This is a genomic window from Aquincola agrisoli, assembly GCF_036621135.1.
Classification (GTDB): domain Bacteria; phylum Pseudomonadota; class Gammaproteobacteria; order Burkholderiales; family Burkholderiaceae_C; genus Aquincola; species Aquincola agrisoli.
Genome location: NZ_JAZIBG010000044.1, coordinates 56645 through 82872, shown reverse-complemented (window position 1 = coordinate 82872; position 26228 = coordinate 56645). Strand labels below are relative to the sequence as shown.

Annotated in this window: 21 protein-coding genes; 3 read left to right on the top strand and 18 right to left on the bottom strand. The window is 69.1% G+C overall.

The window, feature by feature from the left end; genetic code table 11:
- Positions 1-124: 124 nt before the first annotated feature.
- Positions 125-808, top strand: coding sequence for an aquaporin Z (aqpZ, locus tag V4F39_RS21215; protein ID WP_332291947.1), 684 nt, complete (start codon positions 125-127; stop codon positions 806-808).
- 16 nt (positions 809-824) lie between these two features.
- Here the strand turns inward: aqpZ and V4F39_RS21210 are convergent, their stop codons facing one another.
- Genes V4F39_RS21210 through tal form a run of 3 tightly spaced genes read right to left on the bottom strand, consistent with a single transcriptional unit; the run spans position 825 to position 4058 of the window.
- On the bottom strand, positions 825-1487 hold the full coding sequence (locus V4F39_RS21210; RefSeq protein WP_332291946.1) for an HAD family hydrolase: 663 nt from the start codon (positions 1485-1487) through the stop codon (positions 825-827).
- Between the two features lie 19 nt (positions 1488-1506).
- Positions 1507-3108, bottom strand: coding sequence for a glucose-6-phosphate isomerase (gene pgi, locus V4F39_RS21205; protein ID WP_332291945.1), 1602 nt, complete (start codon positions 3106-3108; stop codon positions 1507-1509).
- Positions 3105-4058 (bottom strand): transaldolase, encoded by a 954-nt coding sequence (gene tal / locus V4F39_RS21200; RefSeq protein WP_332291944.1) that lies wholly within the window; start codon positions 4056-4058, stop codon positions 3105-3107. Before tal ends, pgi begins: the two co-directional genes overlap by 4 nt.
- 179 nt (positions 4059-4237) lie before the next feature.
- Between tal and zwf the strand changes: the two genes are divergently transcribed.
- Together zwf and V4F39_RS21190 are read left to right on the top strand one after the other, a co-directional pair.
- Complete coding sequence (gene zwf, locus V4F39_RS21195; RefSeq protein ID WP_332291942.1) at positions 4238-5707, top strand: glucose-6-phosphate dehydrogenase; 1470 nt, start codon at positions 4238-4240, stop codon at positions 5705-5707.
- Positions 5708-5993: 286 nt separating this feature from the next.
- Positions 5994-6863, top strand: a complete 870-nt coding sequence (locus V4F39_RS21190) for a MurR/RpiR family transcriptional regulator (protein WP_332291940.1) — start codon at positions 5994-5996, stop codon at positions 6861-6863.
- On the opposite strand, the gene V4F39_RS21185 is transcribed toward V4F39_RS21190, so the two are convergent.
- From V4F39_RS21185 to V4F39_RS21115, 15 genes are all read right to left on the bottom strand, one after another.
- Positions 6842-7135 carry an STAS domain-containing protein gene (locus V4F39_RS21185; RefSeq protein WP_332291939.1) on the bottom strand — a complete coding sequence of 98 codons (294 nt, stop codon included), beginning with the start codon at positions 7133-7135 and terminating at the stop codon, positions 6842-6844. The genes V4F39_RS21190 and V4F39_RS21185 overlap by 22 nt on opposite strands.
- A gap of 12 nt (positions 7136-7147) precedes the next feature.
- Complete coding sequence (locus V4F39_RS21180) at positions 7148-7756, bottom strand: MlaC/ttg2D family ABC transporter substrate-binding protein (protein WP_332291937.1); 609 nt, start codon at positions 7754-7756, stop codon at positions 7148-7150.
- A gap of 136 nt (positions 7757-7892) precedes the next feature.
- Positions 7893-8669, bottom strand: coding sequence for an MlaA family lipoprotein (locus tag V4F39_RS21175; RefSeq protein WP_378235106.1), 777 nt, complete (start codon positions 8667-8669; stop codon positions 7893-7895).
- Complete coding sequence (mlaD, locus tag V4F39_RS21170; protein ID WP_332291935.1) at positions 8666-9160, bottom strand: outer membrane lipid asymmetry maintenance protein MlaD; 495 nt, start codon at positions 9158-9160, stop codon at positions 8666-8668. The genes V4F39_RS21175 and mlaD overlap by 4 nt, the downstream gene beginning before the upstream one ends.
- Positions 9157-9939 (bottom strand): lipid asymmetry maintenance ABC transporter permease subunit MlaE, encoded by a 783-nt coding sequence (mlaE, locus tag V4F39_RS21165; RefSeq protein ID WP_332291934.1) that lies wholly within the window; start codon positions 9937-9939, stop codon positions 9157-9159. The genes mlaD and mlaE overlap by 4 nt, the downstream gene beginning before the upstream one ends.
- Positions 9936-10736 carry an ABC transporter ATP-binding protein gene (locus V4F39_RS21160; protein ID WP_332291933.1) on the bottom strand — a complete coding sequence of 267 codons (801 nt, stop codon included), beginning with the start codon at positions 10734-10736 and terminating at the stop codon, positions 9936-9938. The genes mlaE and V4F39_RS21160 overlap by 4 nt, the downstream gene beginning before the upstream one ends.
- Before the next feature lie 134 nt (positions 10737-10870).
- Positions 10871-12346, bottom strand: a complete 1476-nt coding sequence (locus V4F39_RS21155) for a glutamate synthase subunit beta (RefSeq protein ID WP_332291931.1) — start codon at positions 12344-12346, stop codon at positions 10871-10873.
- 23 nt (positions 12347-12369) lie between these two features.
- Entirely contained in the window at positions 12370-17136 is a 4767-nt protein-coding gene (locus V4F39_RS21150) for a glutamate synthase-related protein (protein WP_332292072.1), read from the bottom strand.
- Positions 17137-17356: 220 nt separating this feature from the next.
- A complete protein-coding gene (locus V4F39_RS21145; protein WP_332291930.1) occupies positions 17357-18067 on the bottom strand; it encodes a transposase in 711 nt (236 codons plus the stop codon).
- 51 nt (positions 18068-18118) lie between these two features.
- Positions 18119-19258: a deoxyguanosinetriphosphate triphosphohydrolase gene (locus V4F39_RS21140; RefSeq protein ID WP_332291928.1), complete on the bottom strand. Its 1140-nt coding sequence runs from the start codon at positions 19256-19258 to the stop codon at positions 18119-18121.
- Positions 19259-19273: 15 nt separating this feature from the next.
- On the bottom strand, positions 19274-20401 hold the full coding sequence (gene aroB / locus V4F39_RS21135; RefSeq protein WP_332291927.1) for a 3-dehydroquinate synthase: 1128 nt from the start codon (positions 20399-20401) through the stop codon (positions 19274-19276).
- 10 nt (positions 20402-20411) lie between these two features.
- Positions 20412-20975 carry a shikimate kinase gene (locus V4F39_RS21130; protein WP_332291926.1) on the bottom strand — a complete coding sequence of 188 codons (564 nt, stop codon included), beginning with the start codon at positions 20973-20975 and terminating at the stop codon, positions 20412-20414.
- A 7-nt stretch (positions 20976-20982) separates the two neighbouring features.
- Positions 20983-23403: an autotransporter outer membrane beta-barrel domain-containing protein gene (locus V4F39_RS21125; RefSeq protein WP_332291925.1), complete on the bottom strand. Its 2421-nt coding sequence runs from the start codon at positions 23401-23403 to the stop codon at positions 20983-20985.
- 39 nt (positions 23404-23442) lie between these two features.
- Positions 23443-25677 (bottom strand): type IV pilus secretin PilQ, encoded by a 2235-nt coding sequence (locus V4F39_RS21120; RefSeq protein ID WP_332291924.1) that lies wholly within the window; start codon positions 25675-25677, stop codon positions 23443-23445.
- Positions 25674-26225, bottom strand: coding sequence for a pilus assembly protein PilP (locus V4F39_RS21115; protein ID WP_378235107.1), 552 nt, complete (start codon positions 26223-26225; stop codon positions 25674-25676). The genes V4F39_RS21120 and V4F39_RS21115 overlap by 4 nt, the downstream gene beginning before the upstream one ends.
- Between the last annotated feature and the right edge of the window lie 3 nt (positions 26226-26228).

The following is a 26228-nucleotide window of genomic DNA, read 5'->3' as shown; positions in this document are numbered from 1 at the left end:
AGAAATTCACAAACTGGGGGGTTGGCCGCATCGAATGCAAGCAACTCTGTCAAAGTTTGCGCCCGCCTTTCACAGAGCGGCCGCGGGCCGCCGGGGCGAGTTCAACAACGATAGGAGTGGAACCATGAGGGCATACGCAGCGGAATTCTTCGGGACGTTCTGGCTGGTACTGGGGGGCTGCGGCAGTGCCGTGCTGGCGGCCGCGTTTCCGGAGGTCGGCATCGGCCTGCACGGCGTGTCGCTGGCCTTCGGCCTGACGGTGCTGACGATGGCCTACGCCATCGGGCACATCTCCGGGTGCCATCTGAATCCGGCGGTGTCGATCGGCCTGTGGGCCGGGGGGCGCTTCGAGGCCGGCAAGCTCGTGCCCTACATCGCCGCGCAGGTGGTGGGCGGCATCGCAGCGGGCGGCGTCCTGTACCTGATCGCCACCGGCAAGCCCGGCTTCGAGCTGGGCGGCTTCGCGTCCAACGGCTTCGGCGAGCATTCGCCCGGCGGCTACAGCTTGCAGGCCGCGCTGCTGTGCGAGGTGGTGATGACCGCGTTCTTTCTGTTCGTGATCCTCGGCGCCACGGACGGCCGCGCGCCGGCGGGCTTTGCGCCGATCGCCATCGGCCTGTGCCTGACGCTGATCCACCTGATCAGCATCCCCGTCACCAACACCTCGGTGAACCCGGCGCGCTCGACCGGCGTGGCGGTCTTCGTGGGCGGCTGGGCGATCGAGCAGCTGTGGGCCTTCTGGGTGGCCCCCATCGTCGGCGCGGTGATCGGCGCCGTGGCCTACCGCGCGGTCGGCAGCCGCGACTGACGCGGGCTGGCGGTCTTCAGGCCGCCAGCGCCCCGCGCAGCAGGCCGTGCGCGGCCAGGCCCTGTTCGATCGCCTGCGCATCGGTCGCCAGCACCGCATGCCAGCCGCGTTCGCGCGCGGCCTCGACGTTGCGCGGATGGTCGTCGACGAACACCGTCCGGCCGGGCACGAGGCCGAAGCGCTCCTCGGCCAGCGCGAACAGCGCTGCGTCGGGCTTGATCAGGTTCACGCGGCCGGAAAACAGCCCGTCCTCGAAGTCCCGCACGAAGGCGTGCTCGCGCTCCAGGTGGTCGGCATACGGCACCGGCATGTTGGACAGGTAGAACTGCCGGTGGCCGGCGCCCCGCAGGGCATGCACCAGCGCCACGGTGTCGGCCAGCGGCTGCAGCTCGCCGGGCACCGCGCCGATCACCGCATGGGCCTCGTCCAGCGCCAGCCCGGTGCGGCGCGCGATGCGCTGGGCCAGTTCATCGGCGGCCACGGTGCCGCGGTCGAACTCGGCCCAGTCCCCGCCGAAGGACTGGAAGAACGCCTCGCGCCAGTACGCCGCGCTGGCATCGTCGGTGACGCGCTGCGGCAGCGCGGCGGCGAGCAGCACCTGCGGACGCCAGCGGAACAGCACCGCGCCGAAGTCCCAGACGATGGTGTCCACGGGGGAAGAGGTGAGCGTCACGGGCATCGGGACAGGTCCATTCGGGTCATGCGGAAGTCAGCCGCTTCAGCAGGCCGGCGGTGGAAGCATCCAGCCCCGCCGTGTCGCCGCTGGCCAGGCGCGGCAGCAGGTCGTTGCACAAGGCCTTGCCCAGCTCCACGCCCCACTGGTCGAAGCTGTTGATTCCCCAGACCACGCCGCTGGTGAACACGCGGTGCTCGTAGAGCGCGATCAGCGCCCCCAGCGACTCGGGCGTCAGCCGCTCCAGCAGCAAGGTGGTGCTCGGCCGGTTGCCGGGGAAGGTGCGGTGGCGCGCCACGGTCTGCGGATCGAGCGAAGCCGATGCGGTCGGCGCCTTCTCGCCCAGTGCTGCGTCGGTGGCCTTGCCCTGCATCAGCGCCTGGCTCTGGGCCAGGCAGTTGGCCAGCAGCTTGCGCTGCAGGTCGGCGTGCGGGTGCGTGGGCGTCTTCACGGCGATGAACTCGACCGGGATCACGTCGGTGCCCTGGTGCAGCATCTGGAAGTAGGCATGCTGGCCGTTGGTGCCGGGCTCGCCCCACACCACCGGGCTGGTGCCGTACGGCAGCGGTTCGCCGTCCAGGTCGACCTGCTTGCCGTTGCTCTCCATCTCCAGCTGCTGCAGGTAGGCCGGCAGGCGCTTGAGTCCCTGGTGGTACGGCGCGACGCTGCGGCTGCCGAAGCCGTGGAAGTTGCGGTACCAGACGTCGAGCAGCCCCAGCAGCGCCGGCAGGTTGGCCTCGAGCGGCGCGGTGGCGAAGTGGCGGTCCATCGCATGCGCGCCCGCCAGCAGCGCGCGGAAGTGCTCGGAGCCGATGGCGATGGCGATGGGCAGGCCGATCGCGCTCCACAGCGAGTAGCGGCCGCCCACCCAGTCCCAGAAGCCGAACGTGGTGGTGATGCCGAACCGGGCGGCCGCCTCGATGTTCGTGGTCGTCGCGACGAAATGCCGGCCGACGTCGGTGCCGCCGTTGGCCACGAACCAGTCGCGCGCGACCTGCGCGTTGGCCATCGTCTCCTGCGTCGTGAAGGTCTTCGACGCGACGATGAACAGCGTCTCGGCCGGCTTCAGCCCGCGCAGCACCGGCGCGATGTCATGGCCGTCGACATTGCTGACGAAATGCATCGTGATGGCCGGGTGCACGAACGCATCGAGCGCCGGCACCACCATCTGCGGGCCGAGGTCGCTGCCGCCGATGCCGATGTTCACCACGTGGCGGATGCCGCTGGCGGCGGTATCGCGCACCGTCTCCACATAGGCCAGCATGCGGTTCAGCACCTCGTGCACTTCCGCGCTGAACGGTGCCTGGCCGGCCGGAGCCCGCAGCGCGGTGTGCAGCACGGCGCGGCCCTCGGTCGTGTTGATGGGCTCCCCGGCGAGCATCGCATCGCGCCGGGCTTCCAGGCCGCATTCGCGGGCCAGGTCGAGCAGCAGCTTCTTCGTTGCCAGGTCCCACCGGTTCTTGGACAGGTCGGCGAACACGTGCGGCGCCTCGACGGCGAAGGCCTCGAAGCGCCCCGCGTCGCGCGCGAAGGCCTCGCGCAGGTCGAGCGCCTTGCCGTGGGCCTGGTAGTGGCCCTGCAGCGCCGTCCAGGCGACGGCGCGGTCGCAGCGATGCGCGGCGCTCATGATTGCAAGGCCTCGATCATCTTGTCGAGCTTGGCCGCATCGGCGGCGAACGCCCGGATGCCTTCGGCCAGCTTCTCGGTCGCCATGGCGTCCTCGTTCAGCGCATAGCGGAACTCCGCCTCGTTGTAGGTGACGGCATGGATGTCGGCGGCCCGGGCCTGCGCGGGATCGAGGCGCCGCGTCACCGGCGCTTCGGCCCCCTGCAGCTGGGCGAGCAGGTCGGGGCTGATGGTGAGCAGGTCGCAGCCCGCGAGCGCCAGGATCTGGCCGGCGTTGCGGAAGCTCGCGCCCATCACCTCGGTCTCGATGCCGAAGTGCTTGTAGTACGTGTAGATCTGCGCCACCGACTTGACGCCCGGATCGGCCGGGCCGGCGTTCGCCCCCTCGTCCCATGCGGCGCCGGCCTGCTTCTTGTACCAGTCGTAGATGCGGCCGACAAACGGCGAGATCAGCGTGATGCCCGCCTCGCCGCAGGCCACGGCCTGGCAGAACGCGAACAGCAGCGTCAGGTTGCAATGGATGCCGTCGTGCTCCAGCGCCTTGGCGGCCTGGATGCCTTCCCACGTCGAGGCGACCTTGATCAGCACGCGCTCGCGGCCGATGCCGGCGCGCTCGTACAGCTCGATCAGCCGGCGGCCGCGCGCGATGGTGGCCGCGGTATCGAAGCTCAATCGTGCATCGACCTCGGTGCTCACGCGGCCCGGCACGACCTTCAGGATCTCGAGGCCGAAGCGCACCAGCACCTGGTCGACGACCGACGCCAGCGGCTCGCGCCGGTGCGCGGCCACCGTGTCGGCCAGCAGCGGCGCGTAGTCCGCCTGCTGCACCGCCTTGAGGATCAGCGAGGGGTTGGTCGTCGCGTCGCGGGGCGCGAATTGCGCCAGCTGCTTGAAGTTGCCGGTGTCGGCGACGACGGTCGTGTACTGCTTGAGTTGGTCGAGCTGGTTCATGGTGGTTCGCTCCGGGGGGCGCATGACGGACGCCATCCCGGATTAAAACCCGAGCGGCCCGGCAACCGGTTCCAAGCGTGTTACGTGCCAGGGCGCCACACGGCGCAGGCCGTCCGCATTGACCGATGGAAGAAACCGCGCCATCATTCCGGCCGTAACATAATTACAGGCTGCGAGTCATGTCTTTCGATCTCGTGCTCTTCGGCGGCACCGGCGACCTCACCTGGCGCAAGCTGATGCCCGCGCTGTTCCAGGCCTTCCGGCACGGCAAGCTGCCCCCGGGTGGCCGCATCCTGGCCGTGGCGCGGGACGAACGCAGCGACGAGGCCTACCGCGAGTTCATCCGCGAGCGCTTCAACGAGGTCGACAGCGCGAAGCGCCCGACCGACGGCGAGTTCGACCGCTTCGCGCAGCTGCTGCACTACCGGCGCATGGACCTCTCCCAACCCGAGCACTACGCCGGCCTGAAGCGCTGGATCGAGGAGCCCCGGGCCGAGGAAGGCCGCAGCACGCCGGCCGACACGGTGGTGCTGTTCCTCGCCACCAGCCCACACCTCTTCACGCAGATCTGCGCGCAGCTCGGAGCCGCCCAGCTCAACGGCCCGAAGGTGCGCGTGGTGCTCGAGAAGCCGCTGGGCCACGACCTGGCCAGCGCACAGGAGATCAACCGCGTGGTCGCCGCATCGTTCACCGAGCAGCAGGCGCTGCGCATCGACCACTACCTGGGCAAGCCTTCGGTGCAGAACCTGTCGGCGCTGCGCTTCGGTAATGCACTGTTCGAGCCGCTGTGGCGGCGCGAGAGCATCGCCAACATCCAGATCACGCTGGCCGAGGGCATCGGCGTGGGCACGCGCGGCGAGTTCTACAACCAGACCGGCGCGCTGCGCGACATGGTGCAGAACCATGCGCTGCAGCTGCTGACGATGGTCGCGATGGAGCCGCCCGCGAGCAACGACGCCGACGCGATCCGCGACGAGAAGCTCAAGGTGCTGCGCTCGCTGAAGCCGTTCACGCCCGACAGCGTCGTGCGCGACGTGGTGCGCGGCCAGTACCGCAGCGGCACGGTCGACGGCAAGACCGTGCCGGGCTACCTCGAGGAAGACAAGGTGCCGCCGGGCAGCCGCACGGAGACCTTCGTCGCGCTGCGCACCGAGGTGCAGAACTGGCGCTGGGCCGGCGTGCCCTTCTACCTGCGCACCGGCAAGCGGCTGGCCGCGCGCGACGCGCAGATCGTCGTCAACTTCCGGCCGGTGCCGCACCCGATCTTCCCGGGAGCCAACGTCGCCAACAAGCTCGTCATCAAGCTGCAGCCGGAGGACGGGCTGGAGCTGCACCTGATGGCCGCCAAGGGCACGGGCCAGACCGAGGCCCTGTCGCCGGTCTTCCTCGACCTCGACTTCGACAAGGCGTTCTCGAGCGAACGCGTCGGCGCATACGAACGCCTGCTGCTCGATGCGATCGCGGGCAAGCTCAACCTCTTCGTGCGCAGCGACGAGCAGGAGCAGGCGTGGCGCTGGGTGGAGCCCGTGCTGGACGCCTGGGCCAACGACGATGCCGCCCCGCGCCTGTATGCGCCGGGCAGTTGGGGACCGCCGGCGTCCAGTGCGCTGGTGGCGCGCGACGGCTTCGCCTGGGCCGAAGAACAGTGATGACCACCCCTCGCCCAACGGCTACGTTGGTCGGTCCCCCGAGGGGACCGGGCCGCGCTTGGGAGCGGCCCGGCGCTGCGGCCACAGTAATGACCACCCCTCGCCCAACGGCTACGTTGGTCGGTCCCCCGAGGGGACCGGGCCGCGCTTGGGAGCGGCCCGGCGCTGCGGCCACAGTAATGACCACCCCTCGCCCAACGGCTACGTTGGTCGGTCCCCCGAGGGGACCGGGCCGCGCTTGGGAGCGGCCCGGCGCTGCGGCCCGTGCGGCCGGCGGGGGCCTGCCGTGCTAGACCGCATCCGTGCATCGATCCCGGCGCTGCCACCTGCAGAACAGCGCGTCGCGCGGCTCGTGCTGTCGGACCCGCGCAGCTTCTCCAGCCTGCCCGTGACCGAACTGGCCGAGCGTGCGCATGTCAGCAAGCCGACCGTGGTCCGGTTCTGCCGCAGTGTCGGCTACGACGGCCTGGCCGACTTCAAGCTCAAGCTCGCCGGCACCGTCAACGAAGGCGTGCCCTTCGTGCACCGCGCGGTGGACGAGGACGACAAGGCCGGCGACATCGTCGTGAAGGTGATCGACAACGCCGTCAGCGCCTTCCTGAAGTACCGCAACGATGCCGCAAGCCACGCCTTCGAGCGCGCGATCGCGGCATTGGCGCAGGCCGGGCGCGAAGGCAAGCGCATCGAGTTCTACGGCGTCGGCAACTCGGGCATCGTCGCGCAGGACGCGCAGCACAAGTTCTTCCGCCTGGGCGTGTACGCCACGGCCGTGAGCGACGGCCACGTGCAGGTGATGAGCGCGACGATGCTGCAGCCGGGCGACTGCGCGGTGATCATCTCGAACTCTGGCCGCAGCCGCGACCTGCTCGACGTCGCCGACATCGCGCGCCGCAAGGGTGCGACGTCGATCGTCGTGACGGCCAGCGATTCGCCGCTGGCGCAGCAGACCACCGCGAGCCAGCAGATCCTGCTGGCGGCAGACCACCCCGAGGACCACGACCGCTACAGCCCGATGGTCTCGCGGCTGCTGCACCTGGTGATCATCGACATCTTGACCACCGCCGTCGCGCTGCGGCTGGGGCCGGAGCTGCGGCCGATGCTGCAGGAGATCAAGCGCAACCTGCGCGCGAAGCGCTACGCGACGCCGGGCGCCTGAGCGGCTTCCACGCCGAGCAGTTCGGCCACGCCGTAGAGGCCGGCCAGCTCGGCCAGCGAAGCCGGCAGGTTCACCACGCTGAAGGGCCGACCCGCCGCCAGCGCCGCCCGCCGGCACTCGAGCAGCACCGCGATCGCCGAAGAATCGAAGGTCTTCAGCGCCGAGCCGTCGATCACCAGAGGGGCCGTGGGCGCCTCGGCGCTCGCGGCGCCCAGGCTGCCCAGCACGCTGCAGGCATCGGCGAAAGTCAGGCGGGGCGGCAGGGCCAGCATGTCGCGCCCGCCTCAGCTCTTGACGCCAGACTTGTTCAGCTCGGCCAGCTTGGCCAGCAGCCCGTCCACGCCGCCCGACTGCAGGATCGGCGAGAACTGCTTCGTGTAGTTGCTGACCAGCCAGAAGCCGCCGACGTTGACGTCATAGATCTTCCAGCCGCCGGCCGCGTTCTCGAGGCGGTAGTTGAGCGCCACCGGTTGGCCGGCACCGCGCACCTCGGTCTGCACCTCGACTTCCTTGTCGGTCGCGCTGCCGCGGAAGGGCTTGAGCGCGACCGTCGTCGCGGGCTTCACCTCGCGCAGCGCGCCAGCGTAGCTGCGCACCAGCAGCGTCTTGAACTCGGCCTGCAGCTTCGTCTTCTGGTCGGCGCTGGCGCCCTGCCAACGTTGCTCGCCGACCGCGCGGGAGGTCATGCGCTCGAAGTTGACGTGGGGCATCACCTTCGTGTCGACGAGTGCGTTGATCTTGCCGATGTCGCCGGCCTGGATGGCCTTGTCGGCCTTCACCGCATCGACGACGTCGTTGGACAGCGTCTTGACGAAAGCGTCCGGCGCCTCCTGGGCGAAGGCGGACCCCAGCGCCACGCTGGTGACGATGGCAGCAACGAAGGGCTTGAACATGAGCGAACCTTTCTCTTCCTGCACAGGCAGGATTCCAACTGCATCAGACCCGGCGGCGGCGGGCGAGTTCTGCCCCGGCGCCCGCCGGTTGTTTCAACGTACGACAGTGGTATCGGAGACCACCGTCGGCGGCGGATCAGCGAGGCTGCGCGCCGGACTCGGGCGGATTGCCGTCGTAGACCAGGCTCTGGCGGCGCTGCACGTAGGCATCGCGCACGAAGCTGTACTTGTCGAGCGCCACGGTGTCGAGCAGGCCGGTGGCGGTCAGCAGGCTCGCGCGGGTGTCGATGACCTCCAGCACCAGCAACGAATAGCGCGTCGGGTCGTGCTGCACGAACGACGAGTCCCAGCCCATGTCGAGCGGCAGCGCGGCGGTCTCGCGGATCTGCGACGGGCCGAGCAGCGGCAGCACCAGGAAGGGGCCGGAGGGCACGCCCCACCAGCCCAGCGTCTGCCCGAAATCCTCGGAATGGCGTTCAAGGCCGGCTTCCGTGGCGATGTCCAGGATGCCGCCCAAGCCGAGCACCGTGTTGGTCGTGACCCGCACAGTCATGTCGTAGGCCTGCCGCGGCTTGCCCTGCAGCGCCAGGTTGACCAGCGACCAGACGTCGCCGATGTTGCCGAAGAAGTTGCTGACCCAGCCGCGCACGATCTCGGGCACGGCGTTGCGGTAGCCGGTGGCAACCGGCTTGAGCACCGCGGCGTCGACCGCCTCGTTGAACGAGAACACGCTGCGGTTGAAGCCCTCAAAAGGATCATTGACGACGACCGCCGCATCGTCCGCGCTGGTGTCGGGTGCCGACGCCGGCTGTGCCAGGGGCAGAGGCGCCGTCTGCGCGCCGACGGGCAGCCACGCGGTGCACAGCACGGCTGCCGTCGCGAGCGCGGCCAGGGTGGAGGGGGATCGGTTCACTTCAGGCTCCCGTCGAGGCTGGGGGGGGCGGTACCCGCGTCGGCCGCCCGGCTGAACAGCATCTGGCTGATGAGGTCTTCCAGGACCACCGCGGATTGCGTTTCCTTGATCATGCTGCCCGCCGCGAGGCTGGCCAGCGTGCCGCCGGGCTCGATGCCGACGTACTGGTCGCCCAGCAGGCCGGAGGTGAGGATCTTGGCCGAGGAGTCTTCCGGGAAGTGCACGCCTTCGGAGAGCTCCATCGTCACCAGGCCCTTGTAGGTCTTGGGGTCGAGCTTGATGCTGGTGACGCGGCCCACCACCACGCCTGCGCTGCGCACCGCCGCCCGCGGCTTGAGGCCGCCGATGTTGTCGAACGCGGCCGTGACGGTGTAGGTCTGGTTGCGGCCGAAGCTGGCCAGGTTGGCGGCCTTGAGCGCCAGGAAGAGCATGCCGAGCAGGCCCAGCACGACGAACAGGCCGACGAGGATTTCGATGCGTTTCTTGTTCATGGGGTGGAGAACATCATCGCGGTGAGCATGAAGTCGGTGCCGAGCACGGCCAGCGACGAGATCACCACCGTGCGGGTGGTGGCGAACGCCACGCCCTCGGGCGTGGCCTGGGTTTCATAACCCTGGTAGAGCGCGACGGCGGTGCAGATGATGCCGAACGCGAAGCTCTTGACGATGCCGTTGCCGACGTCGCGCCAGACGTCCACGCTGGCCTGCATCAGGCCCCAGAAGTTGCCGGCATCCAGGCCGATCAGCATCACGCCGACCACGTAGGCCCCGAGGATGCCGATCGCGGAGAACAGCGCAGCAAGCAGGGGCATCGAGATCACGCCGCCGACGAAGCGCGGCGCCAGCACCCGGCTGCGCGGGTCCACCGCCATCATCTCCATCGCGGACAGCTGTTCGCCGGCCTTCATCAGCCCGATCTCGGCCGTCAACGAGGTGCCGGCGCGGCCGGCGAACAGCAGCGCCGACACCACCGGCCCCAGTTCCCGCACCAGCGACAGGTTGACGATCAGCCCGAGCGATTCGGTGGCGCCGTAGGTCGTCAGCGCGTAGTACATCTGCAGCGCCAGCACGAAGCCGACCGCCATGCCCGAGGCCAGGATGATCACCAGCGAGCGGTGCCCGATCGCGTGGATCTGCCTGACCACCAGCCCGAAGCGGCGCAGCGCCGCGGGCGTGAAAATCAGCAGGTCGAGGAAGAAGAAGGTCGCGTGCCCGAGGGCGCGCAACTGGCGCAGCGTCTGCGCGCCCAGCCAGGCCACAGCGTCGATCACGCGCCGAACTCCTCGGCCAGCGGACGCGCCGGATAGTGGAACTTGACCGGGCCGTCCGGCTCGCCGCGCACGAACTGGCGGACCTCGGCGTCGCGGGAGCTCATCAGCTCGTCGGGCGTGCCCTGGGCCACGATGCGCCCGCCGTTGGCCAGCAGCACGACGTGGTCGCTGATCTCCATGCACTTGGCGACGTCGTGCGAGACCAGCAGCGACGTCGCGCCGGTGGCGTCGTTGAGCTTGCGGATCAGGTTGGCGGTCACGCCCATGGACACGAGGTCGAGGCCGGCGAAGGGTTCGTCGTACATGATCAGTTCGGGATCGAGCGCGATCGACCGCGCCAGCGCGATGCGCCGGGCCATGCCGCCGGAGACCTCGGAGATCTTCAGCCGCGCCGCGCCGCGCAGGCCGACCGCGTGGAGCTTCATCAGCACGATGTCGCGGATCAGCGGCTCGGAGAGTTCGGTGTGCTCACGCAGCGGGAAGGCGACGTTGTCGAACACGCTGAGGTCGGTGAACAAGGCACCGAACTGGAACAGCATGCCCACGCGCCGGCGCAGGCGCAGCAGCTGGTTCTTGTCGCGTGCGTTGACCACCTCGCCATCGAACACTACACGGCCCGAGGTGGCGCCGACCAGGCCCCCGATGAGCCGCAGCAGCGTGGTCTTGCCGCAGCCCGAGCCGCCGAGGATGGCCGTGACCCGTCCGCGCTCGAACCTCAGGCTGATGTCGCTGAGGATCTTGCGGCTCGGGTCGTATCCGAACGTCACATGATCGATCTCGATGAATGCGTCGGGCATCGGGCGGGCTGCGCCTGCGGGCGCAGCGGCGCTTTGTTGTTGTGCTGGAGAAGCGGGAGAAATGATTCTCTCATGCACGGGATTCCCGCAATTGCCGGAACGCTTCGCAAGGTGAAGCGTTCCGGTAGCCGGCGTCAGCGCGGCAGGCTGCTGCTGCCCATCAGGTACTCGTCGACCGCCCGGGCGGCCTGCCGGCCTTCACGGATCGCCCACACCACGAGCGACTGCCCGCGGCGGATGTCGCCGGCGGCGAACACCTTGTCGACGTTGGTCTTGTAGCCGCCCGACGCGTCGGTGGACGCCCGTGCGTTGCCGCGGTTGTCCTTGTCGACGCCGAAGGCGTCCAGCACCGTCGCCACCGGGCTCACGAAGCCCATCGCCAGCAGCACAAGGTCGGCCTTGAGCGTCTGCTCGCTGCCGGGCACCTCGGTCATCTTGCCGCCCTGCCATTCCAGGCGCACCGTCTTCAGCCCGGTGACCCTGCCCTTCTCGCCGATGAATTCCTTCGTGGCGATCGCGAACTCGCGCGTGCAGCCTTCCTCGTGGCTGGAGCTGGTGCGCAGCTTGATGGGCCAATAGGGCCAGGTCAGCGGACGGTCCTCCTGCTCGGGCGGCTGGGGCAGCAGCTCGAACTGGGTGACGCTGGCGGCGCCGTGGCGGTTGCTGGTTCCCACGCAGTCGCTGCCGGTGTCGCCGCCGCCGATCACGATGACGTGCTTGCCGTCGGCGCGCAGCTGGCCCTTCAGCTTGTCGCCCGCGTTGACCTTGTTCTGCTGCGGCAGGAACTCCATCGCGAAGTGGATGCCGTCCAGGTCGCGGCCCGGCACCGGCAGGTCGCGCGACTGCTCGGCGCCGCCGGTCAGCACGATGGCGTCGAACTCCGCCTTCAGCTGCTCGGGCGAGACGGTGTCCTTGGCCCAGTTGGTGACTTTGGAGCCGTCGCCCAGGCCCTTGTCGCCCGCCACCAGCACGCCGGTGCGCACCTTCAGGCCCTCGGCCTTCATCTGCTCCACGCGGCGGTCGATGTGCGACTTCTCCATCTTGAAGTCCGGGATGCCGTAACGCAGCAGGCCGCCGACACGATCGTTCTTCTCGAAGAGGGTCACGTCGTGGCCCGCCCGCACGAGCTGCTGCGCCGCCGCCATGCCGGCCGGGCCGGAACCGACGACCGCGACCTTCTTGCCGGTCAGGGCCTTCGGCGGCTGGGGCTCGACCCAGCCCTCCTCCCACGCGCGGTCGATGATCGCGTGCTCGATCGACTTGATGCCGACCGCGTCGTCATTGACGTTCAGCACGCATGCCGCCTCGCAGGGCGCCGGGCAGATGCGGCCGGTGAACTCCGGGAAGTTGTTGGTCGAGTGCAGCACGGTGATGGCGTTGCGCCAGTCGCCGCGGTACACGAGGTCGTTGAAGTCCGGAATGATGTTGTTGACGGGGCAGCCGCTGTTGCAGAACGGCGTGCCGCAGTCCATGCAACGTGCGCCCTGCACCTTGGCCTGGTCGGCACTGAGGCCGATCACGAACTCCTTGTAGTGCTTGACCCGCGCCTCAACCGGCGCGTAGCCCTCTTCCAGCCGACCGTATTCCAGAAAGCCTGTGACTTTGCCCATGGCGATTGCTCTTTCTACTCAGTTCACTTGGCCGGGACGGTCTTGCCGCCCTTGGCGGTCTTGGCCTTGGCCGTCGCGACGGCGGCCTCCTGGGCCGCGCCCGTTTCCGTGGCTTCGAGCACCACGCGGCTGGCCATCTCGGACAGCGCGCGCTTGTACTCGTTCGGGAACACCTTGATGAACTTGCCACGGGCTTCGGCCCAGTGGTCGAGCAGCTCGCGAGCGCGCAGCGAGCCCGTCCAGCGATGGTGCTCCTCGATCAGCTTCTTCAGCAGCACTTCGTCGGCCGTCCCCCGGTGCCAGCCGGCGGGCTTGTCGGCGCCCGCCTGCTCGCCCGCAGGCGCCACGCGCTCCAGCGACACCATCGAGGTGTTGCAGCGCTTGGCGAACTGGCCGTCCTCGTCGTAGACGTAGGCCACGCCGCCGCTCATGCCGGCCGCAAAGTTGCGCCCCGTCTTGCCGAGCACGACGACGGTGCCGCCGGTCATGTACTCGCAACCATGGTCGCCGGTGCCCTCGACGACCGCCGTCGCGCCTGACAGGCGCACCGCGAAGCGCTCGCCGGCCACGCCGCGGAAGAAGGCCTCGCCGCTGGTCGCGCCGTACAGCGCGGTGTTGCCCGCGATGATGTTCTTGCCGGCGTCGCCGCGGAAGTCCAGGCTCGGGCGCACCACCACCCGGCCGCCCGACAGGCCCTTGCCGGTGTAGTCGTTGGCGTCGCCGATCAGGTACAGCGTGATGCCGGTGGCCAGGAACGCGCCGAAGCTCTGGCCGCCCGTGCCTTCCATCTGGATGAAGATGGTGTGGTCGGGCAGGCCTTCGGGACGGTGCTTGATCAGCTCGCCCGACAACATCGCGCCGACGCTGCGGTTCAGGTTGCGCGCCGTCTCCAGCAGCTGCACCTTCTCGCCGCGCTGGATGGCGGGCTGGCACTTCTCGATCAGCTTGACGTCGAGCGCCTTCTCCAGGCCGTGCTCCTGCGACTCGACGTGGTAGCGCGCCACGTCGGCCGGCACCTGAGGCTGGTGGAACACGCGGCTGAAGTCCAGGCCGCGCGCCTTCCAGTGCTCGATGCCCTTCTTCATGTCGAGCAGGTCGGCCCGGCCGATCAGGTCGTCGAACTTGCGGATGCCGAGCTGCGCCATGATCTGGCGCGCCTCTTCGGCGACGAAGAAGAAGTAGTTGACGACGTGCTCGGGCTTGCCGGCGAACTTCTTGCGCAGCACCGGATCCTGCGTCGCCACGCCCACCGGGCAGGTGTTCAGGTGGCACTTGCGCATCATGATGCAGCCTTCGACGACCAGCGGCGCGGTCGCGAAGCCGAACTCGTCGGCGCCCAGCAGCGCGCCGATCACAACGTCGCGGCCGGTCTTCATCTGGCCGTCGGCCTGCACGCGCACCCGGCCGCGCAGGCGGTTCAGCACCAGCGTCTGCTGCGTGTCGGCCAGGCCCAGCTCCCACGGCGAGCCGGCGTGCTTGATCGACGACCACGGCGAAGCGCCCGTGCCGCCGTCGTGGCCGGCGATCACCACGTGATCGGCCTTGCACTTGGTGACGCCGGTGGCGATGGTGCCCACGCCCACTTCGGACACCAGCTTCACGCTGACGCTCGACTTCGGGTTGGTGTTCTTCAGGTCGTGGATCAGCTGCGCCAGGTCCTCGATCGAGTAGATGTCGTGGTGCGGCGGCGGGCTGATGAGGCCCACGCCCGGCACCGCGTAGCGCTGCAGGCCGATGTACTCGGTCACCTTGCCGCCCGGCAGCTGGCCGCCTTCGCCTGGCTTGGCGCCTTGCGCCATCTTGATCTGGATCTGGTCGGCCGACACCAGGTACTCGGTCGTCACGCCGAACCGGCCCGACGCCACCTGCTTGATGCGGCTGCGCAGGCTGTCGCCGGCCTTCATCGTGTAGTCGGCCTCGATGACCTTGGTGCCCACCACGTCCGACACCTTGGTGCCGTCGACGATGGGGATGCCCTTCATCTCGTTGCGGTAGCGCGCCGGGTCTTCACCGCCTTCCCCTGTGTTGCTCTTGCCGCCGATGCGGTTCATCGCCAGCGCGAGCGTGGCGTGCGCCTCGGTGGAGATCGAGCCCAGCGACATCGCGCCGGTGGCGAAGCGCTTGACGATCTCGGACGCCGGCTCCACCTCGTCCAGCGGCACCGCCTTCGAAGGATCGAGCTTGAACTCGAACAGGCCGCGCAGCGTCATGTGGCGGCGGCTCTGGTCGTTGATGAGCTGCGCGTATTCCTTGTACGTCTCGAACTTGTTGGCACGCGTGCTGTGCTGCAGCTTGGCGATCGCGTCGGGCGTCCACATGTGCTCTTCGCCCCGGGTGCGCCAGGCGTACTCGCCGCCGGCGTCCAGCATGCTGGCCAGCACCGGGTCGTCGCCGAAGGCCACGCAGTGCATGCGCAGCGCTTCCTCGGCCACCTCGAACACGCCGATGCCGCCCACCTGCGAGGCGGTGCCGCGGAAGTACTTGTCGACCATCGGCTTGTCGAGGCCGATGGCCTCGAACAGCTGGGCGCCGCAGTAGCTCATGTACGTCGACACGCCCATCTTGGACATGATCTTCGACAGGCCCTTGCCGACGGCCTTCACGTAGTTGTAGATCGCCTTCTCGGGCGACAGCTCGCCCGGCAGCTCCTTGTGCAGGGCCGCCAGCGTCTCCATCGCCAGGTACGGATGCACGGCCTCGGCGCCGTAGCCGGCCAGCACGCCGAAGTGGTGCACCTCGCGTGCCGAGCCGGTCTCGACGACCAGGCCTGCGGTCGTCCGCAGCCCTTCGCGCACCAGGTGGTGGTGGATCGCCGACAGCGCCAGCAGCGCCGGGATCGCGACATGGTCGCGGTCGACGTGGCGGTCGGTGATGATCAGGATGTTGTGGCCGCCCTTGATCGCATCGACCGCTTCGGCGCACAGCGACGCGAGCTGCGCCTCGATGCCTTCCTTGCCCCAGCCGACCGGGTAGGTGATGTTCAGCTCGTAGCTCTTGAACTTGCCGTTCGTGTGCTGCGCGATGTCGCGCAGGCGGGCGATGTCGGCGAAGTCCAGGATCGGCTGCGTCACCTCGAGCCGCATCGGCGGGTTCACCGCGTTGATGTCGAGCAGGTTGGGCTTCGGGCCGATGAAGCTGTTCAGCGACATCACGATCGCTTCGCGGATCGGGTCGATCGGCGGGTTCGTCACCTGCGCGAACATCTGCCGGAAGTAGTTGTACAGCGGCTTGTTGCGATCGGACAGCACCGCCAGCGGCGAGTCGTTGCCCATCGAGCCGATGCCTTCCTCGCCGGCCTGCGCCATCGGGCTCAGCAGGAACTTGATGTCTTCCTGCGTGTAGCCGAAGGCCTGCTGGCGGTCGAGCAGCGATTCCTTCGACGCCAGCGGGCCGGCGCCTTCGGGCGCCTCGATCTCGTCGAGCGGGATGCGGACGTTCTCGATCCACTGCCGGTAGGGCTTGGCGAACGCGAACTGGTTCTTCAGTTCCTCGTCGTCGACGATGCGGCCCTGCTCGAAGTCGATCAGGAACATCTTGCCCGGCTGCAGGCGCCACTTCTTGACGATCTTGTCCTCGGTGATCATCGGCAGCACGCCGGACTCCGAGGCCATCACGACCAGGTTGTCGTCGGTGACGATGTAGCGCGCCGGCCGCAGGCCGTTGCGGTCGAGCGTCGCGCCGATCTGCTTGCCGTCGGTGAACACCACGGCGGCCGGGCCGTCCCACGGCTCCAGCATCGCGGCGTGGTACTCGTAGAACGCACGGCGGCGCTCGTCCATCAGCGTGTGCTGCTCCCAGGCCTCCGGGATCATCATCATCGCCGCGTGCGCGAGCGGGTAGCCGCTCATCGTCAGCAGCTCGATCGCGTTGTCGAACGTGGCGGTGTCGGACTGGTGCTCGAAGCTGATCGGGTAGAGCTTCTGCAGGTCGTCGCCCAGCACGGGCGACTTCATCACGCCCTCACGGGCACGCATCCAGTTGAAGTTGCCCTTGACGGTGTTGATCTCGCCGTTGTGCGCCACCATGCGGTACGGGTGCGCCAGCGGCCATTCGGGGAAGGTGTTGGTCGAGAAGCGCTGGTGCACGAGGGCCAGCGCCGAGACCAGCCGCGGATCCTGCAGGTCGAGGTAGTACTTGCCCACCTGGTCGGCCAGCAGCAGACCCTTGTAGATGATCGTGCGGCAGCTCATGCTGGGCACGTAGTACTCGCGGCTGTGCTTGAGCTTCAGCGCCTGGATCGCGCTCGACGCGGTCTTGCGGATGACGTAGAGCTTGCGCTCCAGCGCGTCGGGCACGATGACGTCGGGACCGCGGCCGATGAAGATCTGCCGGATCACCGGCTCCGTCTTGCGCACGGCGGGCGACATCGGCATTTCGCGGTCGACCGGCACGTCGCGCCAGCCGAGCAGCACCTGGCCTTCGGCCTTCACGGCGCGTGCCAGCTCCTGTTCGCAGGCGAGGCGGGAGGCGTGCTCCTTCGGCAGGAAGATCATGCCGACGCCGTACTCGCCGGGCGGGGGCAGTTCGACGCCCTGCGCGGCCATCTCGGCGCGGTAGAACTCGTCGGGGATCTGGATCAGGATGCCGGCGCCGTCGCCCATCAGCTTGTCGGCCCCCACCGCGCCGCGGTGGTCGAGGTTTTCGAGGATCTTCAGTCCCTGCTCGACGATGCTGTGCGCCTTCTGGCCCTGGATGTGGGCCACGAACCCCACGCCGCAGGCGTCGTGCTCGTGGGCGGGATCGTACAAGCCGTCGCGGCGCAGCGCTTCGATCTCGTCAAGGGTGGTCATGCTCGGCACGGGGCTTTCGGCAGGCGTCGTCATGGCGCGCTCCACGTCGTATAGGGAGAAGGGACGTGAATTTAATGCACCGCAGCACCGGATTCAACCCAAATAAATAGGGTCAAGTCCGATTAAAAGGTCACGTGATTTAGCGACCTGATTAATTGGGGACATATAAATTCAGCACTTTGTGCGTGCTGAATGCATCGGCCGTGCCAGCCCCGCCGCGTCACTCCGCGCTCGTGGGGCCCGGCTCCGGTGCGGCGGTCTTGCGCGGACGGCCGCGCGGACGCGGCGCGAGCGGACGGGCCGTGCGCTGGGCCATCGCCGAGAGGAATTGCGGCGATCCCAGCACCCAGCCTTTCTGCTGGGCCTGCGACAGTTCCTCCACCTGCTTCGTGGACAGCCCGCGTGCCAGGCGTGCCCGGTAGGCGGCTTCCCGCTCGAACGGCGTGTTGCCCAAGGCCCAGAAGGCCGGGTGCTCGGTCACGACGGGGTCGCGCCGCAGCCCAAGATGGTGCGGCGCGCTGGACCACGGCCACGGGCTACCCAGGCCGGCCCGCTCGGCGGCGGTGTCGACATACACGAGGGCATCGAACAAGTAGCGCTCACTCTCCACCACGGTCGCACGAAACCGACCTTCCCACAAGGTACCCGAGCGGCCATGGCGACGGTTGAAGGTGGCGACGTAGCGCCGCCCCAAGGTCTGCATGCACTGGCTGAGGCTGTCGGGCGACGCCGGCGTGGCCAGCAGGTGCACCTGGTTGGGCAGCAGCGCGTAGGCATGGACCGCCAGGCCGCAGGCCGGCGCCGATGCGGCCAGCTTCTCCAGGTAGCTGACACGGTCGGCATCGTCGAGAAAAACAGCCTGCGCGTTGTTGCCCCGCTGCAGGATCAGGTGCAGTTCGCCTTCGATGGAGAGTCGGGCAAGTCGAGCCATGCGCCGATTCTAGGAAACCCGTCCCCAATTCCCATGACGGGGACTTCGCGATCACGCGTCGTCGAACAGGGGCTCGCCCCCCAGCCGGGCATGCTCTCGCAGGGCGAAGCGGTCGGTCATGCCCGCGATGTAGTCGGCCACGGCGCGGTGAAGGTCCGGCGCGTCGGCATAGTCCGGAGGCATCTCTTGCGGGGAGGCACGGTAGGCCTCGAACAGCATGCGGACCACGCGGCGGGCGCGCTCGGTCGTGTCCATCACCTGCGGGTGGCGGTACAGCTCGCGCATCAGGAAGCGCTTGAGGACGGTACCGGCTTCACGCATCGGGGCGCTGAACCGCACCAGCGGGCCCGCGTGCCGTGCCTCGTCGGCGCAGGCCGGTGCCGCGGCGCCGACGGCCGCGCGGGTGGCGTCGATCACGTCGTACACCTGCGCCGACAGCATCCGCCGGATCGTCTCGAACAGCAGGCGCCGCCCCTGCCCGGCCAGCGCCGGGTGCTCGGCCAGCGCGGCATCGCGGTGCTGCGCGAACAGCGGCACGCCGTCCAGCTGCTCCATCGTCAGCAGGCCGGAGCGCACCCCATCGTCGATGTCGTGTGCGTTGTAGGCGATCTCGTCGGCCAGGTTGCACAGCTGCGCCTCCAGGCTGGGCTGCGTGCCGTCCAGGAAGCGGCGCCCCACGCCGCCGGGCTCCTGCGCCTCGAGCAGCTGCGCGTTGGCGCGCGCGCAATGCTTGAGGATGCCTTCGCGGGTTTCGAAGCAGAGGTTGAGTCCGTCGAACGCCGGGTAGCGCTGCTCCAGGTGGTCGACCACGCGCAGGCTCTGCAGGTTGTGCTCGAAGCCGCCGTGCTCGCGCATGCAGTCGTGCAGCGCGTCCTGCCCCGCATGGCCGAACGGCGTGTGGCCGAGGTCGTGGGCCAGCGCGATCGCCTCGACCAGGTCCTCGTTCAGCGCGAGCGTGCGGGCGATGGACCGGCCCAGTTGCGCCACCTCCAGCGAATGCGTCATGCGCGTGCGGAAGAGGTCACCCTCGTGGTTCAGGAACACCTGCGTCTTGTAGACGAGGCGCCTGAACGCGGTGCTGTGCACGATCCGGTCGCGGTCGCGCTGGAAGTCGCTGCGCGTCGGCGCCGGGGGCTCCGCCGTCCGCCGCCCCCGCGAGCGGGAGGGATCGCAGGCGAAACGCGCGAGCATCGCGGCGGTGCCCGGTCAGCCGGTATGCGCCGCCAGCGTGGCGCGCACCGCCTCGTCCGGCGCCGGCCGCATCACGGCGCGCCCCAGCGACTCGATCAGCACGAAGCGGATCTCGCCCCCTTCGGACTTCTTGTCGATGCGCATCAGCTCGAGGTAGCGGTCGGCGCCCAGCGCGGGGCCGCGAACCGGCAGCCGCGCGCGCTCGACGATGCGGACCATGCGGTCCAGGAAGGCCGGCGGCATCAGGCCCAGGCGCACCGACAGGTCGCTCGCCATCACCATGCCGCAGCCGACGCCCTCGCCGTGCAGCCACTCGCCGTAACCCAGGCCCGCCTCGATCGCATGGCCGAAGGTGTGGCCGAAGTTGAGGATCGCGCGCAGGCCCGACTCGCGCTCGTCCTGCCCGACGACCCATGCCTTGATCTCGCAGGAGCGGCGCACCGCATGCGCCAGCGCGCGCGGATCGCGGGCCAGCAGCGCGGCGAGGTTGTCCTCGATCCAACCCAGGAAGGCCTCGTCGGCGATCGGGCCGTACTTGATCACCTCGGCCAGGCCGGCGCTCAGTTCGCGGTCGGAGAGGGTGCCGAGCACGCCGAGGTCGCACAGCACGCGCAGCGGTTGGTAGAACGCGCCGATCATGTTCTTGCCGCGCGGGTGGTTGATCGCGGTCTTGCCCCCCACGGAGGAGTCGACCTGCGCCAGCAGCGTCGTCGGCACCTGGACGAACGGCACGCCGCGCATGTAGCTGGCGGCCGCGAAACCGGTGACGTCGCCGACCACCCCGCCGCCGAGCGCGAACAGCACCGTCTTGCGATCGGCCCCCTCGGCGAGCAGGCGGTCGAAGATCAGGTCGAGCGTCTGCCAGTCCTTGTGCGCCTCGCCGTCGGGCAGGTCGATGCGCAGCACGCGCCCGTAGTGCGGGGCCAGCGCCGCCGCCAGCCGCTCGGCGTACAGCGGCGCCACCGTGACGTTGCTGACGATGGTGGCCAGCGACGCGCGCGGCAGCCCCTGCCAGGTCGCCGGATCGTCGAGCAGGCCGGCGCCGATGCGGATGTCGTAGCTGCGGTCGCCCAGCGCGATCGGGACGGTGATCGGCGCGAGGCGGGTCGGGAACGAAACGAAGGAGGGATCGGGCGCGGTCATGCGCCCGAGTTTACGGGTGCGAACGCAGGCGATCGACCGGGGACGGCACGCGCGAGGCGTCCACCAGGCCCGCCAGCTCCAGCTGCATCAGCACCATGCTCACCAGCGCAGGCACCGACGGCCGGCCGGTCTCGATCACGAAGTGCGCCGTGCGGCGGTAGAGCGGGTCGCGCTCGCGGTACAGGTCGCGCAGCTTGCGCAGGGGGTCGGGCACCTGCAGCAGCGGCCGCTGGGTGTCGTGGCGCAGGCGGCGGTAGATCTCCTCGGGCGATGAGCGCAGGTAGATCACCGTGGTCCGCTCGCGCAGCGCCTCGCGGTTGGCTTCGCGCAGCACCGCGCCGCCGCCGGTGGCGAGCACGCGGTCCCCGTCGCTGGTCAGCTCGCCGATGACCTGCTGCTCCAGGTCGCGGAAGGCCTCTTCGCCGTGCGCGGTGAAGTAGTCGCGGATCGAGCCGCCGATGCGGTCCTCGATCACGTGATCGCTGTCGAAGAAGGGCAGGCCGAGCTGGCGCGCAAGGTGGCGCCCCACGGTGGACTTGCCACCGCCGGGCATGCCGATGAGGGAGATCAACACCCGTCCATCAGTTCGGATTGGTACAGACGGCCGCACGCCCGTAGGGACTGATGACGAAGGCCGGCGCCGCGTTCTCGTTCGTCACGGCTTCGCCGGGTGCGGGCAGGTTGCCTTGGCCGTACAGCAGGCCGGAGTACCGGGCCCGGGCTTCCGTGCCGGAAATGCCGGAGGCCGTCACCGTGATGACGAAGTCGACCCAGGTCGCCAGGTCCTTGCCGTACTCGATCTGCACGATCGCCAGGCCGTTGGCATCGGTCTTCGACGAACCGACCATCTTCACCGCCACGTCGGACTTCCGTGCATCGAGGTCGCCGTTCCAGTTCAGGTCTTCCTCGCGGGCGCTCAACGCCGGCGCCGCCTGGCCGCTCACGTACGTGCCCGCCTCGCGCACGCCGTTGCGGTTGACGTCTTCGTTGGGGCACGAGGGCTGGCTCGTCGCCGCACCCAGCTCCCAGGCGCGGGAGGCGTCGTTCCAGCGGTAGTTCTCGCTCGTGGTCAGCGTCCGGACCTGCACCCAGCGGTTCAAGCCGTTCCACTGGTAGTAGCCCTTGTAGTAGGCCGGCAGGTCGATCGACGGCGTGATCTGCACGTCGGCCTTCGCCTGGCCCGCCGAATCCACCACCATGACCACGAACTCCTTGATGTAGGTCAGGTCGGCCGGGCCTTCCTTGATCAGCTCGTTGGTGCGGATGCTGACGGCGAGCGCCTCCGACACCACGGTCAGCGTGGCCCGAGTGGCATTCGGGCAGCCGGACGTCGGGAAGTCGACGGTGTCGTAACACGCGCGGATCGTGATGCCGTTGGTCGGGCTGGACCTCAGGCCCGGCGTGAAGGTGCCACGGGCGACGCCCGTCGTGTCCGAGTAGGCATAGGCGCCGCCCAGCCACGACACGACGCCATCGGTGTTGCTGACGTTGCCGTCCAGGTCGAAGCGCACCCGCACGTTCTTGATCGGCTTGTTGCCGCTGCCGAGGAACAGGGCGCGCAGCTCCACCAGGTTGGCCGAGCTGCCGGCCGCGTTGACGCTGATGACGCTCGGGCTGGGCGTGACCGACGCGGACAGCACGGGCCCGACCGCCGGGTCCACGCTGCCCGAACCGGGCAACTGCACCTGCACGGTCTCGACGCGGCTGTCGCCCGCCGCCGTGGCCGTCACGCTCACGGTGCCCGCCGTGGCGGGCGCGGTGTACGAGTAGACGAACTTGCCGTTGATGTCGGTGCGGCCTGCCGTCGTCGGCAAGCCGGGGGCCGTGACCGAGATCGGCTGATCGACCATCGCGATCGAGTTGGTGTCGACCAGCGTGTACTCGATCTGGTTGTTGGCACTGCCGGCATCGACCAGCGGGGCCAGCGACGCCGACAGGCGGGCTCCCACCACACGGAACGACGCGCTGCGCGTCAGCGTGCCGCTGGTCGCCGTGATGGTGACCACGCGGTTGGTCCTGTCCGCGCCGATGCCGACGTTGGCCGTGACCACGCCCTGCGCGTTCGTCACGTTGCCGCTCACGGTGGCCACCGCGCTGCTGTCGACGCCGATGGTCACCGGAATGCCCGGCAGCGCATTGCGGTTGCGGTCGACCGCAGTGGCGGTCGCGAGCACCGTCCCGGTCCCGCCGTTGTTCAGGCTCGCGGAGCTCAGCGTCAGGCTGAGGTCCGCCGCGACGGGCGTCTCCGTGCTGGGGGCGTCCGTCACCATCAGCGTCGCCGTCCTCGTCAGCGAGCCGCTGGTGGCCGTGACGGTGATGGCGCGGTTGGTCTGGTTCGAGCCGATGCCGACCGTCGCAGTCAGCACGCCGGACGCATTCGTCTTGGTGTCGCTGGGGGTGGCGATCGCGTCGCTGTTGACCGACAAGGAAACGGCGACACCAGGAACCGCATTGCGCTTGCCGTCCAGCGCCGTCACGGTCGCCGTCACGGTTTCGCTGTTGTTGTTGGCGATGTTGGCCGAACTCAAGACCAGCACGAGGTCGGAGGCCTCGCCGCTGCCGCCTGCCTCCACCACCTGCAAGGTCGCGGTGCGCACGACCGACCCCGTCCGTGCCGTGACGGTGATGGTGCGATTGCTCCGGTCGGCACCGATGCCGATGGTCGCCGTCACGCTGCCATCCGTATCCGTCGTCGTGCCGGACGTCGTGGCGGTTGCGCCGCTGTCGACGCTGATCTGCACCGGAACACCGGCGATCGTGTTGCGGGACCCGTCCAGCGCCGTGGCCGTCGCCACCACGGTCTCCAGGCCGCTGTTGGCGATCGTCGACGCGCTCAGCGTCAGCACCAGGTCGGACGCAGACACACTGCCCGCTGGCGCACTGGCCCCGCTGCCCGGCCCCAACACCGGCGTACCGGCATCACCGCCGCCGCCGCCGCAGGCGGCCATGAACGACAGGGCTGCGACACACAGCCATGCCTTGAGCATTCGCATCATCGTCATCGTCTCGCTATGAATTCAAAAAGGGCGGGCGGGCCGGCATCAGCGGGCGGTGACCCGGTCCGTCACGACCTTCGGCGTGATGAACACCAGCAGCTCGGTCTTGTTGCTCGAACGCACCGTGTTCTTGAACAGGTTGCCCACCACCGGGATGTCGCCCAGCAGCGGCACCTTGTTCACGTCGTCGCGCTCTTCCTGCGTGAAGATGCCGCCCAGCACGACGGTCCCGCCGTTCTCGACGAGCACCTGCGTCTTCACATGCTTGGTGTTGATCGCCGGCCCGGCGTTGGTGGTGGCGCCGCGGCTGTCCTTGGCGACGTCGACGTCGAGGATCACGTTCCCCTCGGGCGTGATCTGCGGCACCACCTCCAGCTTCAGGCTCGCCTTGCGGAACTGCACCGACGTGGCACCGCTGGACGTGGCGACCTGGTACGGGATCTCCTCGCCCTGCTCGATCACCGCCTTGATCTGGTCGGCCGTGATGACGCGCGGGCTCGACACGATCTTGCCCTTGCCGTCGGCTTCCAGCGCCGACAGCTCCAGGTTCAGGAAGCGGTTGGCCGAGGCGCTGAACAACGAGAGCGCGAACGTCGCGGCCTGGGCGCCGCCGAGGTTGGTGACGTTGGCAGGCAGGTTGACGAACTCGTTGTTGAAGCGGTTGTTGATGAGCGAGCCGGGGCTGGCTTCCGTCAGCGTGCTTTGCAGCGTCTGGCCGTTGATCGCGTTGTAGCCGCCGCCCACGGTGACGTAGTTGCTGCCACCCACGCTCCAGCCCGGGATGCCGCCGTTGCGGCCGCGCAGGTCGGAGGCGCCGAGCCTCACCCCGAGCGCGCGCCCGAAGGTGTCGTCCGCCTCGACGATGCGCGCCTCGATCAGCACCTGGCGCACCGGGATGTCGATCTTCGCGATGATGGCCTGCACCTCCTCGAGCTTGCTCGGGATGTCGGAGACGAACAGCTGGTTGGTCCGCGTCTCGTAGATGACGCTGCCGCGCGGCGACAGGATGCGGGTGTTGACGGACGATCCGCCGCTGCTGCCGCCACCGCCGCCGCCCTGGCCGGCGTTCTGCCCGGTCAGGCCCTTGGCGACCTCTTCGGCCTTGGTGTAGTTGAGCTGGAACGACTGCGTGCGCACCGGCTCCAGGTCCGCGATCTTCTTCTTGGCCTCCAGCTCGACCTGCTCCTTCGCGGAGAGCTCGTCCTTGGGCGCGATCCACAGCACGTTGCCGCTCTTGCGCAGCCCCAGGCCCTTGGCCTGCATGATGATGTCGAGCGCCTGGTCCCACGGCACGTCCTTCAGCCGCAGGGTGACGGTGCCGGTGACGGTGTCGCTGGTGACGACGTTGAAGTTGGTGAAGTCGGCGATGACCTGCAGCAGCGCCCGCACCTCGATGTTCTGGAAGTTGAGCGAGAGCTTCTCGCCGGCATAACCCGGCCCCTGCACGAGCTTGTTCGGGTCGATGACCATCGGCCGCACTTCGACCACGAACTGGTTGTCGCTCTGGTAGGCCGAGTGCTCCCACGCGCCGCGGGGCTCGATCGTCATGCGCACGCGGTCACCGCTCTGCACCGTCGAGATGGCGGTCACCGGCGTGCCAAAGTCGGCCACGTCGAGCCGGCGGCGCAGGCGGTCGGGCAGCGTGGAACGCAGGAACTCGACCACGAGCTGCTGGCCCTGCTGCCGGATGTCGACGCCCACCTGGTTGTTCGGCAGGTTGACGATGACGCGCCCGGCGCCGTCCTGGCCCCGGCGGAAGTCGATGTCGCGCAGCGACAGCGGGTCGGCATTGAGCGGCTGCGCGAAGTGCACTGGCGCATCCGGTGCGGCCGGCGCGGCGGGAGCGGCCGCCTGGACGCCCTCGGCCGGCCCGGCGCTGTCCACCAGGATCAGCAGCGCCTTGCCTTCGATCTGCGCACGGTAGGTGGCGGCCTGCTTCAGATTCAGCACCAGGCGCGTGCGGTCGCCGCCCCGCGCCACGTTGACGGAGCGCAGGTTGCCCTGGTTCAGCTCGACGCTGGAACGGGGCAGCGCGCTGCCCACGCCCGGCAGGTCGATCGCGATGCGCGGCGGCGCCTGGACCGCGAAGCCGGCCGGCACGGCGGCAAGCGGCTCGCTCAACTCGATCCGCACCACCTCGCTGCCCGCCTGCTGGGTGCTGGTGATCGACTGGATCATGGTCTGCGCCAGCGCAGCGATCGGCACGCCCACGGCCAGCACGATGGCCGTGCACAAGGCCTTCCAAGGGGTCATGATGCGCTTCTCCTCGTCGTTCTTCATCGCTTGCCTTCCTGCAGCTGCAGGCTGGTGCTGCGCTCGATCCATTCACCCGACGCGTCCTGCACGATTTCGCGCAGCGCCACCTCGGTCTCGGTGATGCGTGTGATGCGGCCGTAGTTCTGGCCCAGGTGGTCGCCGGCCTTCACCTGGTAGAGCAGGTTGTCGACGCGCAGCAGCGCATACGGCGCGTTCTGGCGGCTGACGCTGCCGACCATGGTCATGCTGTCGAGCGGATACGCCTCCAGCGGCTCCTTGCGCCGGTTCAGCTCGGCGGCGAGCAGGCTGCTCGGCTGCCGCGCTTCCTGCTTCAAGGCCACGCTGAGCTTCTGGGGGCTGAACGGCTCGACCGCATCGCCGCCCTGGTAAGCCTGGGGATTGAAGCGCTTGGGCGCCTGCAGCGGCTGCACGCTCGGCCGCACCTCGTTCTTCTGCTGCTGCATCCAGGACTGCAGCTCGGCCTCGTCGGAGCCGCAGCCCGCGAGGCCGGCCAGCACCATCACCATCGCGGCGGCGACCCATCCGGGGCGGCGGCGCCCGGCACTCGGCATCGG